Below are 12,455 nucleotides of genomic sequence, written 5' to 3' on the forward strand. Positions count from 1 at the left end.
AAAAATAGACTTTCGCCCTTACCCATTGGACCTCTGCCTCATAGATTGAAGTAAATAACTGATGAGGTGGTGGAATTATGAATAACTCTATGTATGGTGGTTATGGCGGTGGCGGCTATCACTGCTACAGACGGGGCGGGGGCTTCGCGCTTATCGTTGTCCTGTTTATCCTTTTGATCATTGTCGGCGCAACTTTCTATTGCTAATCCACTCTTCACCTTTGAAGCACATATAATCCGGGGGAACGTTATTCCGTTCACTTTTTGAAAAAGACCAGGCGTTTGTCTGGTCTTTTTTATGAAACGCAACAAAAAAGGGAAGTAACACTGCTTCATGAACGGCGTTACTTCCCTTTTTACATATTTACTTATCAGCGGAGATTTTTCCAAGAAAAAAGCCATCCACTTCTTCAATTTTTCCTCGCCATACAAAGTTTCCTTCGGATGGTATAGGGGCATCTCCACTGTATATTTGGGTATTTTTTAAATGGACGAAAGTTGCCCCACCCTGGTTTTGATCCTTGGCAGCATTGCCAGCTTCTGAGAGTTTTTCACCCACTGCTTTGGCAATATCATTTCCATTATTAAGGTCGCTGGCTATCGTTTCAAAATAGTGCTGTGCTGAAATCGTGGTACCAGTCACTAAAGAACCGTTCACGTTTAAGGTCATGTCCAATGCGAAATCGTGCTTATTCGCTGCTTCCACAAACATGGTTAACATCTCATCATTCGTTTCCATCGTTTGTCACCCCCGAACGTTAAGATTGGTTAGTATCATCGTTGGCCGTAATTTTGGTGTCAGTCTTTTCTTCTTCAGATTGCGTATTTCCTTGTTCAACAGGTAACGAGTCAACATCCGCGTTACCTTCGTGGTCACTCTTCGATTTCTTAAATTTGTTAGCAACCTTTTGAGATTTCTCACTTGTGTTGTCTTTCAACCGCTTGCTTTTGTCGACTGCTTTCTTCGATTGCTCCGATAAGTCTGATCTCATTTCCTTCCCAGCCTTGGGCGCGAATAATAGACTGGTCGTAGCTCCCACAACGCCACCTATCAATGTGCCGGTTATGACACCCTTATTGTTATTCAATACATGCTTGGATTGTTTTGCTTTGTTTTGCAAGTCTGCCATTTCTCTCATCCTTTCTATTTTATCTGGTTTCCTTCTACTAATCTCTCTAATTGTTCAATGCGATTCTGTAAATCCTGGTTTTCCTTTTCCAATTCTTGTTGATTGTCCTCAGCTGCTTTTGAACTTAGAAATGGATCTGTTTCCCACCAGTCCATACCTATTTCCTTGGCTTTATCCACTGAGGCTACAATCAATCTGATCTTAATCGTCAATAATTCAACGTCAGCTAAACCGACCCTGATGTCACCCGCGATGACCACACCTTTATCTAGGACGGTTTCTAACACATCGACGATGCTGTTTGTTTGCGTCGGGTGTTCAATGCTCATAACCGCACTCCTTCCTTAGTTCAACAGGTTTCCAAGTGGACCAAGGTCAATGTTTAAATCATCATCTTCCAGTTCGAATATATCCTTCAATTCATCCATTTTTACTTCTAAATTCATTAAAGCAACACCCAGTTTCTCAATTTCTTCTTCTGAAAGTGTGCCACCATCCACCCGGCGGATCGCATGACGCTCCACTAACTGCCTCAATAGCTCAATGACTGTCAATACGAGCTGGGCTAACCCCTGTTCAGCCCCCTCTGGATCTAGATTTATCCGGCTGCTATTCGGGGTCTGTTGATTAAGATCGCTCTGTGACATGCTTTAATTCCTCCTTTTCAGAATCAAATTGTTCAGAGGATAATGAATGGGCAGCGTTCTCGTCGGCTTGAATCAATGTTTCAACCGCCGAAATCAGGACACGCAAGTCAAGATAGACAAGGTCGATGCCGGCTATGGAAATGAGTATATCCCCTTTTATGGCCACACCTTTATCAAGAACTGTATCTAAAATATCTATCAAGGCTATGTCTTTATTTTCATAGTTGTTTCGCTCGGACATATGACTCGCCTCACTTTATGATAGATTTGCAAAATGATAGGCTGGCCACGGTCCAGTTGCTTCAATTTGCCAGCCGGATGGGCTTGACTGTTCTTTCATCTTGGTAATAGTTGCTAAAAATTGTTCAACATCTTGGGTCGCTAACAAATAAGCACTGTTCCAACACATCTCCACATCTTTGCCCGTCACTTGTTTATTCCAGGTATCCTTCACGGTGCTGTCCTCACAAAAAGCTTTCAATTCTTCATGAAAGTCAGTACAGAATGCATCTTTTTCCTTCTCTACTTCTTCGTCTGCCACCTGGTCAAGCTTTCGTTTTTCAAGATACTGTCTTCCCGGTGACATCGTTGCAATTTCATCTCTTTTAGCTTGTATGGTTAAATTGTGAGCTTCCGCTTCTTCTTTCAATTTGGCGGTATCACAATATATTTTTAGGTTCCATTCTTCTTTATCTTCAAGTCGGGCCAATAGATCCACTAGCTTCTCTTTATGCGATTCAATCATTTCGGTTAAACTGGACCGACTGGCGTAAATTGTGCAAAATTTCATAGGTACGACAGGAAGGGCTTCCCTTATCGTCAGCAACGCTTCGTGATGATGAAATGCTTTTTCCTGAACCCATTCCATCTGATTGCTTTTTTCCTTAAGCGCTTCTTCACTGTATTCTCCCCCATCAAGCGTACAAACCACCGCAGCTAGTGTTCCATACGATAGTGTGTACACCTCGTGCGTCTGGTCCAACCCTTTAAAGGCTGGACATTCATTTTGCCCAGGGTGATTGGGGACAATCCCATATAAATAAATTAAGTCCGACATGACGCTTCCTCACTTTACTCGCGTTTGGTTAGGTCTTGCCATTGTTCCATTTCGCGTTTTTTGGCCGCTTCATACCGCGCCAGCAGCTCGCTTTCCTGCTCTTTATAAACCTCTTCTGATACTTCATCGAGTTCATACATCATTTGAAGGTGAATCAGCTTCTTTTGAATGTGTTCTAAATCATACAGTTCTTTGTCCACTTCATCTTTCACCTGTTCACCGACTTTTACAATCAAATTAATCGGGGACGTAAAAAGTTTATGGATCATGAACCTTCCTCCACTTTCAAGTGAATGTTGATGAAATTATAAGCAGGCCATGGACCTGTGTATTTAAAATCAACTTTATCCTTCCATTGCTCATGTGCCTCATTTACTTTTTCGTCAAAAGCGTCCTCCTGATCACGGTCGATCAAGTAAGCCGCATTCAACAACATCTTCTCCCCTATCAGTTCATTTTCACGCTCCGATTCAGCCAATTTGGTCAGAGGTTCATGAATACTGGATTTAACGTCGTGTTGAATGGATTGGAAAAATTGCTGGGCCATCTCACCTAATTCAATTCGATCAAAATAGCCGGCGTCTCGAGATTTTTGATCAACTGTTTGTTTTTTCTCTCGGACATTAGGTTGTTTATGAATTTCATTTTCCAGCCAGTCTTTCTTTCCAATCACTTTTAGCCCGACCTCAATCTTTCCCTTTATCTGAGGAAACAGCTCTTTAAATTGCGGATAAAGATTCTCAAGCAACTTGATCACATCAGCGTCGGAGTGAAAAACATTACCGAAACTGATGGGGATGACGGTATCTTCAATCTGCATCACATTTGAAATCACTTGCTGGTGGACCATTAAGTTTTCTTTGTTAGGGTGATATATTTTCATGGGCACTTCAGCCGCTACCATTGCAGCATCTTCATAATGAAGCGTGAAAATGTTTCGCTCTTCTCCTTCAAACTGGACTGTCCCGAAGTCTGTTTCTTGCTCACTCTGAATGCCGCAAAATATATACACGCCGGTTTCTTCACTCATTCGATTCACCCCGTTCAATGTTCTTACATGCTGTAATCACCTTATTTTTAATTTTTTCACTATCCTCATTCCCGCAAGTAACGAGCGTAAACAGGGTCATATCGAGACACAGCTTTTGGAACTCCTCATCCTTGCCATCAATCGGAATTTGGGCCTGATCAGCGGTTTTGGCAATCATGATTGACGTACGCAGACTCGGGCCCCCTGCCTTACTATTTTCTGAACAAAGTTCCCGTGCTTTCCCGACGAATGATACAATCACTTCTGCTTCAGCCTGGGTTACTTCCACTTTGGAGAGGAGAATACGGACCTCAGTCTCCTGATCAATAGGATCAAGCGGCAGATTCACCATACGATCCAGCAAGGCATCCTGTGTTTGGTAAACGCCAGTGTATTCTATCGGATTGCTTGTAAATATAACCGAGAATTCAGGGTGAACGTCTATATATGAAGCTGTCCGTTTCGTCCCGTAGAGAGGCAGGATATTTTCTTGCAATATTGAGAGAAATAGGTTGTTCGTCTCCGGTTGGGAACGTGTGAATTCATCATAAATCACCGTGTAGCCATTTTTTACAGCTTCATAGAGTCTTCCTTGCTGCCAAGACTCTGTCACATTCTCTTCCAATTTCAATACCGAACGGACGTAATTATCTTTCAGTTTACGGCGATCGTAGCCGCTGAAAGCTCCTATCAGATCTTCATTCGAAAGCTCCCGGTTGCCACTCAAAAACAGAATCGGTCGCTTCAGCTGTTTTGCAACGTGAAGTGCCAGGGATGTCTTGCCTATCCCAGATCCCCCCGTGAAATGGACAGGATAACCGATCGATAAATAGCGCAAAGAACGTCTGATCAAATCTGGATAAACCGATGAATCATAAACGTCTGTTTGTTGCTCGAGTTGATGGGTTTCTTTCAATGTAGTCATACGAAGTCCTCCAACTTGCTTCAGTCTTGCTTAGGACGTTTCTTCAAGATCGCTACGGTAACGAAGGTGTATTCTGGAAAAGCCAGTGATTTCCATATCCTTGTCGACATACACTTCATATAAACCGACCATTTCATCATGTGCGTATCTTTTCATATAATCCTTTTCTTCGATGACCTCTAACGTCACGCGCCAACCTTCTTCCTCCGACTGTTTTTCTACTGAAGTGATTTTATGGGGAGGAGCTATATGCTCGTTAAAAAAGTGGGTCACATTATCCATGATTATCATAGTCTTCAATTTCCCTCCCTTGTTGGTGGATTTTCAATTAAAAGCAGCAAGAGCCAGAGCCAAACCCTCTGGCTCCGGCTAATTAAATGCTTAACTGACTGCGTTCATTTGATTGCGAATCTTCTGCAAGACGTCCGCCAAGACCTTCTTCTTCTACTTCATCACGAAGTAATCCGACAGCTTCAGCATAACGCAACCACGTGTCCACACTTGCTACAACCACGCGTGCTTCAACAGTAATTAATTCAATACCGACAACAGAAACACGAGCATACGCATCAATGACGATCCCTTTATCCAAAATTCGGTCAATTACCTCCGCCAAACTTGAACTATCTGTCGATTTTTGTACAGCCATGATGATTCTCCTTTCTGTCAGTTAAGAACTGAGTGATTTGGTATTTGAAGGATGCTTGACATCTTTAGGGCCTTTAATATTCGTTGAACTCTTAATGTTCGCAGCACTTTTAATTTGATTGACCCCTTTAATATCATGAGCTCCATACAACTCTTCGTGGGAAGTGTCATCATTCAATTTTTCTTGAATGCCTTCTCCTGTTTCTTTTACGTTTGCTAACTTTTCTCGAACCGTCAACAATTTATTCTGCAGCTTTTCTTTCACATCTTGTGCTTTAGCATGTACGTTAGCCGCATTCTCTTCTTTGGATTCCCGAAGATTTTCTGTTGCTTCGTTCACCTGCGACTTTAATTGCTTCTGAAACTGCTCACGCATTTGATCGGTAACTTCATCTTGTATTTCATCAGCTGCTTCTTCAGTTGCATCTATTGGTCCATCTGCGCGATCTAGCACTTTAGAAGTCTGAGGAAATTTTTCTTCTAGATAATTAGTTGAAAGGCGGGCGCCTTTTTTGATTTTCTGTCTAATCTTCGGAACAAACAGTGAAGACGTGGCGGCCACCAAACTACCTGTCAGCGCTTGTGTTCCTGAATCATGCTTCACTTTTTCTTTAACGTCCATGGACACCCTCCCGAGCCAAATTTTTGACAACTCAGCGTATGTTTTTTGTTTTCCCTGAACCTTCAAGTAAAAACTAGGCCTTAATTATTAATTGCTCCGGCCTGTTTGTTTTGTAACAATAATATATCTTTATATATTTCAATCAACCTCTTAACAGAAACCATTACCATAATCCAAACCATTCAATATTACAGTATTTTTTCAAAAAAACTTTTTTCGTCTGGATTTTCACAGCCGTTTAAGCAAAACGAATGATCTAGAACAATGGACTTACAAACATAAGCAGAATTGCTAATTATCATTCAGGCAAAATGGCTTTTTTTGCAGGGAGCACAAATATCCAGTGAAAATTAAATCAACACAAAAAACCAGGTTATTGTTCGTAAAAGACCAAAAGCTATACCTTCTGAAGGAGGACGATGCGAAACAAAAAAAGACACCTTTTCCACAGGTGTCTTACATAATCATTCATATTTTTCAAATAATGTTGCCAGTCCTAATCCGCCGCCGATGCCAAGTGTCGCGATGCCACGTTTGGCATCATGCCAGGCTAGTTCATGGACCAGACGGGTGACGAGAATGGCACCTGACGCACCATAGGGGTGACCTAATGCTAAAGCACCGCCCGATCGGTTCACTTTTTCATAATCGATGTTTAACTCCTCGAGCGAGGCGATAACTTGTGAAGCAAACGCCTCATTGAATTCAACCAGGTCAATATCACGCTCCGTCAAACGCTGACGCTGCCATAACGTTTGCACAGCGGGGATCGGGCCGATGCCAAGGACATTCGGATCAACGCCTGATGACGTGCTATCGACAAACCGCGCCAATGGCTTCAATCCGAGCGCCTGGCATTTTTCCAATGACATGAGCAACACAGCGGCAGCTCCATCATTCATCGGGCACGCATTGCCTGCCGTCACCGTGCCCCCTTCTTTGAAAACAGGCGATAATTTGGCTAATTTTTCTATGGAAGTAGTCGGCCGAGGGCACTCATCTTCATGAACGCCAGCTACGGGGACGATCTCTTCCTGAAACAAGCCGGATTGTTGAGCTTTAATGGCTTTGCGGTGACTTTCGTAAGCGAATTCATCCTGTTTTTCCCGGGTGATGCCATAGCGGCTCGCCACATTCTCAGCTGCCTCTCCCATTTCAGGATCACCTACTGTGGCCGGTGAAAAACGCGCTCGGGAAAACATTGACGGTGGGTTTGGTTGATAAATTGAAGCAGGTTTCGCCATTTTCCAAGGGGCTAGGCTGGTGCTCTCGACGCCTCCTGCGATATAAACATCCCCTGCGCCGGATTGAATGTGGCGCGCAGCCATGTTAATCGCTTCCAGCCCAGATCCGCACTGGCGATCCACCGTGACACCGGGAACTGAGACGGGGAAGTCCGCTTCAAGAAGAGCAAGGCGTGCCATGTTCCCGCCCGGCCCAACCACGTTACCGAGCATAACTTCATCAATTTCCTCTGCATCGATGTCCCGGCTAAGGCGTGACAAAATGGAGGCAGCCAGTGATTCTGGAGGAAGATGAGCCAAACGTCCACCGATTTTTCCTATAGGCGTACGTTGGGCAGCAACAATGACTACATCGTTCATATTATTCCTCCTCGTAACGTTCCAAGTTGGACGCGGGCTATTTTGCCACTTTGTGTATAAGGAAAGGCGTCCACTTCTATCCATTCTTTCGGCCATTTATATGTCGGTAAACGTTTTGCCAGCTCACCTTCTATATCCGCTTCGTTGAGTTGACATTCATGATGGCAGATTACAAAGGCGACGACCATTTCACCCCAATATTCATCGGCGACGCCACACACCGCAACTTCGTTCACAGCAGCATGTTGGCTAATCGCTTGTTCCACCTCTTCAGGGTAAATATTTAGTCCGCCGCTGATGATCATGTTTTGCTTCCGGCCTTTAAGTATCACATGGCCTTCTTCATTTCTTAAGGCGAGGTCCCCGACCGTTACCCAATCGCCAGCGAACACATTTGCTGTTTCCTCTGGCCGGTTCAAGTACCCATCAAACACCCAGGGACTTTTAACATAAAGCGTACCGACTTCTCCTTGGGGGACTCCCTCTCCCGTATCGGAAAGAATCCCCACTTCGACCTTTGGGAACATATGACCGATCGCCCCCTCAGGTATAGCTTGATCATTGACATGACGAAAACTCACAAAGCTTAATTCGGAGGCACCGAAAAATTCATAAATCGCCGCATGCGGAAAGACGCGGGTTGCTTCTTGTTTGGAAGACGGTGCCCATTTTGCACCAGACGAGATAAGCGTATGCAACGATGTACGAACGGGCTGACTGGATAATGTGTGTAAGGCTTCAAACATCGTCGGTACGATATACATGACGGTAATGCCTTTGTGCTGCAGCAGCTCCCACACTTTTTCTTTTTCAAACGTTGAACATAGATGTAGGGTTGCACCGATATGTAAACTTTGCAGGGCGGCATATAAAAAATGGGAGTGCACCAACGGCCCCGGACATAATATCCGATCCGTCTCGCTTAAAGCAAAAACATCCCGGCTTAGCGGGAAGCAATCTGCCCAGGAGGCATGATGTCGGATAAACCCTTTGGGATCACCGGTCGTTCCAGACGTGTACCCGATATAAAACGGGTCCTGATCATGTAAAACGGGAGAGCCTTCTTCTGCTTCGGGAAGCGAATCAAGTTCTTGGATGGAGATTACCTGGCTCACTTCAGCAGCCTCCACACGGGCAAAATATGCCTCATCATATACGATGAGGTCTGGCTCGCAATCCTGCACGACACGACGTAACTGCTCTTTCGGCCATTTGGAATCGAACGGGATAGCAATGCCTCCATTCAAACTGATTGCCATAAACATCTCTAACCAGCACGCATCGTTCGGAAGCAGAAAACCTACCTTACCACCTTTTCCTTCAAGTAAGCGTGATAGTTTCCGCTGAAGAAGCTGAATAGCGTGATGAAACGCGCTATATGTTAGGGAGCCTTGCTCATTTTCAATCGCAATACGTTCCGGATGCCGGGCTGCTATTTCACTTAGACCTTGCCCAATACAAGCCATATAAAAACACCTCCGTTTGAAAAAGGATTGCCTGTATATTAAGGCAATCCTTTTAATTAGGCAACATGGTTCGAATAATGAGATTCACGTTTATCTTTGCTAATTATCGGTGACACCCTATTGAGCTGCCGGGCCAAAAACGAAGCTGCCACAACTTTAACAAGATCGCCTGGAATGAATACGAGCGCTGCCCATGCCGCTTTGGTCCATGGCGTTTCCGTGATGAGTGACAAATAAGTTACACCAAACGCATAGACTAATAGGATGCCCCCCACCACATTAATTGCCATATAGAGCCAGATGTTAAGCTTTTTCCACAAGCGTTCTACCAAAAATCCGATCATAAAGGCAGCAATCGGCCAAGCCATAATGTAACCACCAGAAGGACCGAATAAAACGCCTATACCACCGCGCCCACCGGAAAGTAACGGAACGCCGAATGTCACGAGCATGACTAACACGAGCACACTCAACCCACCGCGTTTCGCTCCTAAAATGGAGCCGGCCAGCATGACGCCGAGTGTCTGGGCTGTGATCGGAACCGGCGTAAAGGGCGTGACGATAGGCGGAAGCAAACCGAGTGCGCCAATAATGGCAGCAAATAACGAAGCGTATACCATCGTTCTTAATGTCACCAAGACCACCTGCTTTTCTATATGTATATAGCGAAGATTATCGCATAAGTGCACCTTTTGTCAACCTGATATTTTTTATAGTTTACAATCAAGTAACCATAAAAAAACTCATCTTAGTTAGATGAGTTTATCAAGAGGAATGCGAGAACGTTTCGTTTCCGAACTTCATGCCTTGGATGATTTCATTACGCTTCACTAGAGTTTTCACCTCTTTAATATCTTTACTGATGACACGGTCTTCTTCTAAAGGGGGAACGAATTGTCGAATGGAATGGTAACCGATTTTCGTCGCTTCCCCCAGAGTTGGCTTGTCCAATAAATCAATCCCTTGTGAGGAAACCATTAGCTCAATTCCGATAATCGTTTCTAGATGCTCCAGTATATCTTCGGTTTTTTGCACAATAAACGGAGCCATGTTGCCATGATCTTCGACACTATTTGCCACGTTGTAACTATCTAATGAACCCGGGTTAGCTAAATGTCTAATCTCAGCGGCCAGCTGCGAATATGTTTTCTGCAAGGTAGAAAAACCGCTGCTAACGCCCGGATCATTCGTTAAGAATTTCGTCAACCCACTGAATTCCGGGTTCATCAATCTTTGCAAACGATTCTGAATCATACTGGTTACAGAGGACAATTGGAGACCGAGGTACTCGAGACGTGTTACAAAAGGTTGAGAGTGAAAATTTCCGTGATGGATGAATGCTTCACTTTCAGCATCAAACATAGGATTGTCACAGATGCTATTCATTTCGATTTCCAAAGCATGCTTCACGAATGTGTAGGCATCATGGCACTCCCCGTGGACCTGAGCCATACAACGAAAACTGAGGGGGTCCTGTACACTTCGTTGGTTTTGAGGTTCCGTTAGAAAACTCCCTTGCAAGAACGTGTTAACACGGTTGCTCGTTTTCTGTTGACCAGCAAAAGCACGTGATTGTACGACCTTATCTTGAAAAGGTGAGAGGTTGCCACGAAAAGCTTCCAAACTTAAAGCACCAGCTAAATCCAGGTGCCAGAGAGTCTTTTCTGCCCGATACAGCACAGCGCACATATGTCCGACCGTCGCTGCGTTGGTACAGCAGAGAATCATCCCGTCTTTAGGTCCAAGTGTCAGCGGCGATAATCCTTCCTCCCCTAACGCTTGTAACGCTGGCATTTGTTCACCTTGATACCTAACCTCGCCTTCTCCTATGAAAGCTAACCCTTGTTCAGCCATCTGACCAAGATCCCCAGTACCTACTGAACCCTTCTTAGGTGTCAATGGGTGAATACCTAAATTGATAAAGTCTTCGTGCCTTTTTAGAATACCAGCCTGAACCCCCGTTCCACCTTTTAACAACGTATTCGCCCGACAAACCAGGATAGCTCGGACAACTTCATCATCATGGATTTCTTCCGTTCCAACACAATGACTTAATAAAACGCTTCGTTGGAATTCGTCAATACGATCATCTGGAATGCGAACATCTCTGTTAGCACCACAACCCGTATTAACGCCATAAATCGGCTCTTCTCTCCTAGCCAATTTGTTAAGGCTTTCCCGTTCTTCCACCACTCTATCAAAAGCTTGTGAGTTCAACTGAACTTTAGCTCTTCCTTGTGCTATATGGATAACCTTTTCGATAGAGAGATTGTCTCCTGTCAGCTCTATTATTGTGCCTTTTTTGACCTCCATACCTCATTCCTCCTGGATCATAAAAAACTTCTTTCTTAGGTGACTAAAGTAATCAGCTTGCCCCACCGCGCTATATTGCAGCCTTATGGTTACCTTTTCGACGGACATTTCATTCTAATATCCCTTTTTCTCCTAAAAACTCTTCTGCTACTTCTTTTGGACTTCGCCTTTCTAGATCTACTTGCGTATTCATTTCTGCCATTTCTTTTTCACTGATTTCTCCAGCTAATTGATTCAATGCTTCTTTGACCTCGGGGTATTTATCAACGAATTCCTGTCTTAAGATAGGGGCAGCGTCATAGGGAGGGAAGTACCCTTTATCATCTTTGAGAGTCTGAAGATCCAGAGCAGGGATTCTCCCATCGGTTCCATAACCGACTAAAACATCAATTTCCCCTTCTGCAAGTGAATCATATGCTAATCCGATGTCCATCTCCACCCTGTCTTGGAATTGTAGGCCTTTGTATTCTTTCTGCAATCCGGGTAACCCGTCACTTCTTTCAGCAAATTGAGCATCTGACCCCAGTACCAGTTCGCCTGCATGTTCTTCCAAATCAGAGAATGTTTCAATTCCCAATTCCTCCGCGGTTTCTTCTCTCACGATTAATGACCACGTATTCTGGAACCCAAAAGACTTCAGCCAAGTGGCACCAAACTCCTCTTCATATCCAGTTTTAGCTTTTTCTAGTACTGTTTCGCGTGTGTCTTCCCCCGCTATCTCCTTGCCAAGTATGTTAACCATGCCTGTCCCGCTATAATCTGCGAACACATCAATATTATCATCCTGAAGAGCTTGTACTAGTACGTCCGAGGAGCCCAGTCCTTCCTTTAAATCGACGTTATGGTCCGTCTTTCCTTCAATGGTGCTGGCCATTATGTGAGCGAGTATAATTTGCTCTGTCCAATTTTTTCCTGATACTGTGACAGTAGTGCTATCCGATGAACCTGAGCTTGCACTTCCACACCCTGCTGCTAACAGGACAAAACTTAACGCAATTGCTGCCATGCTTTTCA

18 protein-coding genes are annotated in these 12,455 nt (G+C 44.3%); 1 reads left to right on the forward strand and 17 read right to left on the reverse strand.

The window, feature by feature from the left end:
* Nucleotides 1-77 precede the first annotated feature (77 nt).
* On the forward strand, nucleotides 78-206 hold the full coding sequence (locus HOP45_RS05580) for a YjcZ family sporulation protein (protein WP_255437501.1): 129 nt from the start codon (nucleotides 78-80) through the stop codon (nucleotides 204-206).
* A 157-nt stretch (nucleotides 207-363) separates the two neighbouring features.
* On the opposite strand, the gene gvpU is transcribed toward HOP45_RS05580, so the two are convergent.
* The 17 genes from gvpU to HOP45_RS05665 all read right to left on the reverse strand — a co-directional run bounded on the left by gvpU (nucleotide 364) and on the right by HOP45_RS05665 (nucleotide 12,447).
* Nucleotides 364-738: a gas vesicle accessory protein GvpU gene (gene gvpU, locus HOP45_RS05585; protein ID WP_181347934.1), complete on the reverse strand. Its 375-nt coding sequence runs from the start codon at nucleotides 736-738 to the stop codon at nucleotides 364-366.
* A 19-nt stretch (nucleotides 739-757) separates the two neighbouring features.
* A complete protein-coding gene (locus HOP45_RS05590) occupies nucleotides 758-1,129 on the reverse strand; it encodes a YtxH domain-containing protein (RefSeq protein WP_181347935.1) in 372 nt (123 codons plus the stop codon).
* Nucleotides 1,130-1,143: 14 nt separating this feature from the next.
* Complete coding sequence (locus tag HOP45_RS05595; RefSeq protein WP_181347936.1) at nucleotides 1,144-1,458, reverse strand: gas vesicle protein; 315 nt, start codon at nucleotides 1,456-1,458, stop codon at nucleotides 1,144-1,146.
* A 15-nt stretch (nucleotides 1,459-1,473) separates the two neighbouring features.
* On the reverse strand, nucleotides 1,474-1,776 hold the full coding sequence (locus HOP45_RS05600; RefSeq protein ID WP_181347937.1) for a gas vesicle protein K: 303 nt from the start codon (nucleotides 1,774-1,776) through the stop codon (nucleotides 1,474-1,476).
* On the reverse strand, nucleotides 1,757-2,017 hold the full coding sequence (locus HOP45_RS05605) for a gas vesicle protein (RefSeq protein ID WP_181347938.1): 261 nt from the start codon (nucleotides 2,015-2,017) through the stop codon (nucleotides 1,757-1,759). Before HOP45_RS05605 ends, HOP45_RS05600 begins: the two co-directional genes overlap by 20 nt.
* Before the next feature lie 15 nt (nucleotides 2,018-2,032).
* Nucleotides 2,033-2,833, reverse strand: coding sequence for a GvpL/GvpF family gas vesicle protein (locus HOP45_RS05610; protein ID WP_181347939.1), 801 nt, complete (start codon nucleotides 2,831-2,833; stop codon nucleotides 2,033-2,035).
* A 14-nt stretch (nucleotides 2,834-2,847) separates the two neighbouring features.
* A complete protein-coding gene (locus HOP45_RS05615; protein ID WP_181347940.1) occupies nucleotides 2,848-3,102 on the reverse strand; it encodes a gas vesicle protein GvpG in 255 nt (84 codons plus the stop codon).
* Entirely contained in the window at nucleotides 3,099-3,863 is a 765-nt protein-coding gene (locus HOP45_RS05620) for a GvpL/GvpF family gas vesicle protein (RefSeq protein ID WP_181347941.1), read from the reverse strand. The genes HOP45_RS05615 and HOP45_RS05620 overlap by 4 nt, the downstream gene beginning before the upstream one ends.
* The gene (gvpN, locus tag HOP45_RS05625; protein ID WP_181347942.1) at nucleotides 3,856-4,788 is read right to left on the reverse strand and encodes a gas vesicle protein GvpN; all 933 of its coding nucleotides are present in this window, start codon (nucleotides 4,786-4,788) and stop codon (nucleotides 3,856-3,858) included. The genes HOP45_RS05620 and gvpN overlap by 8 nt, the downstream gene beginning before the upstream one ends.
* Before the next feature lie 30 nt (nucleotides 4,789-4,818).
* Nucleotides 4,819-5,079, reverse strand: a complete 261-nt coding sequence (gene gvpO / locus HOP45_RS05630; RefSeq protein WP_181348167.1) for a gas vesicle protein GvpO — start codon at nucleotides 5,077-5,079, stop codon at nucleotides 4,819-4,821.
* Between the two features lie 82 nt (nucleotides 5,080-5,161).
* A complete protein-coding gene (gene gvpA, locus HOP45_RS05635) occupies nucleotides 5,162-5,437 on the reverse strand; it encodes a gas vesicle structural protein GvpA (RefSeq protein WP_181347943.1) in 276 nt (91 codons plus the stop codon).
* 21 nt (nucleotides 5,438-5,458) lie between these two features.
* Nucleotides 5,459-6,058, reverse strand: a complete 600-nt coding sequence (gene gvpQ / locus HOP45_RS05640; RefSeq protein WP_181347944.1) for a gas vesicle protein GvpQ — start codon at nucleotides 6,056-6,058, stop codon at nucleotides 5,459-5,461.
* A 464-nt stretch (nucleotides 6,059-6,522) separates the two neighbouring features.
* Nucleotides 6,523-7,662, reverse strand: coding sequence for a thiolase family protein (locus HOP45_RS05645; protein WP_181347945.1), 1,140 nt, complete (start codon nucleotides 7,660-7,662; stop codon nucleotides 6,523-6,525).
* Nucleotides 7,659-9,128 carry an AMP-binding protein gene (locus tag HOP45_RS05650; RefSeq protein ID WP_181347946.1) on the reverse strand — a complete coding sequence of 490 codons (1,470 nt, stop codon included), beginning with the start codon at nucleotides 9,126-9,128 and terminating at the stop codon, nucleotides 7,659-7,661. Before HOP45_RS05650 ends, HOP45_RS05645 begins: the two co-directional genes overlap by 4 nt.
* Before the next feature lie 56 nt (nucleotides 9,129-9,184).
* The gene (locus HOP45_RS05655; protein WP_181347947.1) at nucleotides 9,185-9,763 is read right to left on the reverse strand and encodes a biotin transporter BioY; all 579 of its coding nucleotides are present in this window, start codon (nucleotides 9,761-9,763) and stop codon (nucleotides 9,185-9,187) included.
* Between the two features lie 130 nt (nucleotides 9,764-9,893).
* Nucleotides 9,894-11,441: an HAL/PAL/TAL family ammonia-lyase gene (locus HOP45_RS05660; RefSeq protein ID WP_181347948.1), complete on the reverse strand. Its 1,548-nt coding sequence runs from the start codon at nucleotides 11,439-11,441 to the stop codon at nucleotides 9,894-9,896.
* Nucleotides 11,442-11,550: 109 nt separating this feature from the next.
* A complete protein-coding gene (locus HOP45_RS05665) occupies nucleotides 11,551-12,447 on the reverse strand; it encodes a glycine betaine ABC transporter substrate-binding protein (protein ID WP_181347949.1) in 897 nt (298 codons plus the stop codon).
* Nucleotides 12,448-12,455 lie beyond the last annotated feature (8 nt).

Source organism: Thalassobacillus sp. CUG 92003, from assembly GCF_013618635.1.
Taxonomy (GTDB): Bacteria; Bacillota; Bacilli; order Bacillales; family Halobacillaceae; genus CUG-92003.

Excerpts from the sequence above, each read along its gene's own strand:
- HOP45_RS05580 (WP_255437501.1), top strand. The coding sequence starts at position 78 with ATGAATAACTCTATGTATGGTGGTTATGGCGGTGGCGGCTATCACTGC.
- gvpU (WP_181347934.1), bottom strand. The coding sequence starts at position 738 with ATGGAAACGAATGATGAGATGTTAACCATGTTTGTGGAAGCAGCGAAT.
- HOP45_RS05590 (WP_181347935.1), bottom strand. The coding sequence starts at position 1,129 with ATGGCAGACTTGCAAAACAAAGCAAAACAATCCAAGCATGTATTGAAT.
- HOP45_RS05595 (WP_181347936.1), bottom strand. The coding sequence starts at position 1,458 with ATGAGCATTGAACACCCGACGCAAACAAACAGCATCGTCGATGTGTTA.
- HOP45_RS05600 (WP_181347937.1), bottom strand. The coding sequence starts at position 1,776 with ATGTCACAGAGCGATCTTAATCAACAGACCCCGAATAGCAGCCGGATA.
- HOP45_RS05605 (WP_181347938.1), bottom strand. The coding sequence starts at position 2,017 with ATGTCCGAGCGAAACAACTATGAAAATAAAGACATAGCCTTGATAGAT.
- HOP45_RS05610 (WP_181347939.1), bottom strand. The coding sequence starts at position 2,833 with ATGTCGGACTTAATTTATTTATATGGGATTGTCCCCAATCACCCTGGG.
- HOP45_RS05615 (WP_181347940.1), bottom strand. The coding sequence starts at position 3,102 with ATGATCCATAAACTTTTTACGTCCCCGATTAATTTGATTGTAAAAGTC.
- HOP45_RS05620 (WP_181347941.1), bottom strand. The coding sequence starts at position 3,863 with ATGAGTGAAGAAACCGGCGTGTATATATTTTGCGGCATTCAGAGTGAG.
- gvpN (WP_181347942.1), bottom strand. The coding sequence starts at position 4,788 with ATGACTACATTGAAAGAAACCCATCAACTCGAGCAACAAACAGACGTT.
- gvpO (WP_181348167.1), bottom strand. The coding sequence starts at position 5,079 with ATGATAATCATGGATAATGTGACCCACTTTTTTAACGAGCATATAGCT.
- gvpA (WP_181347943.1), bottom strand. The coding sequence starts at position 5,437 with ATGGCTGTACAAAAATCGACAGATAGTTCAAGTTTGGCGGAGGTAATT.
- gvpQ (WP_181347944.1), bottom strand. The coding sequence starts at position 6,058 with ATGGACGTTAAAGAAAAAGTGAAGCATGATTCAGGAACACAAGCGCTG.
- HOP45_RS05645 (WP_181347945.1), bottom strand. The coding sequence starts at position 7,662 with ATGAACGATGTAGTCATTGTTGCTGCCCAACGTACGCCTATAGGAAAA.
- HOP45_RS05650 (WP_181347946.1), bottom strand. The coding sequence starts at position 9,128 with ATGGCTTGTATTGGGCAAGGTCTAAGTGAAATAGCAGCCCGGCATCCG.
- HOP45_RS05660 (WP_181347948.1), bottom strand. The coding sequence starts at position 11,441 with ATGGAGGTCAAAAAAGGCACAATAATAGAGCTGACAGGAGACAATCTC.
- HOP45_RS05665 (WP_181347949.1), bottom strand. The coding sequence starts at position 12,447 with ATGGCAGCAATTGCGTTAAGTTTTGTCCTGTTAGCAGCAGGGTGTGGA.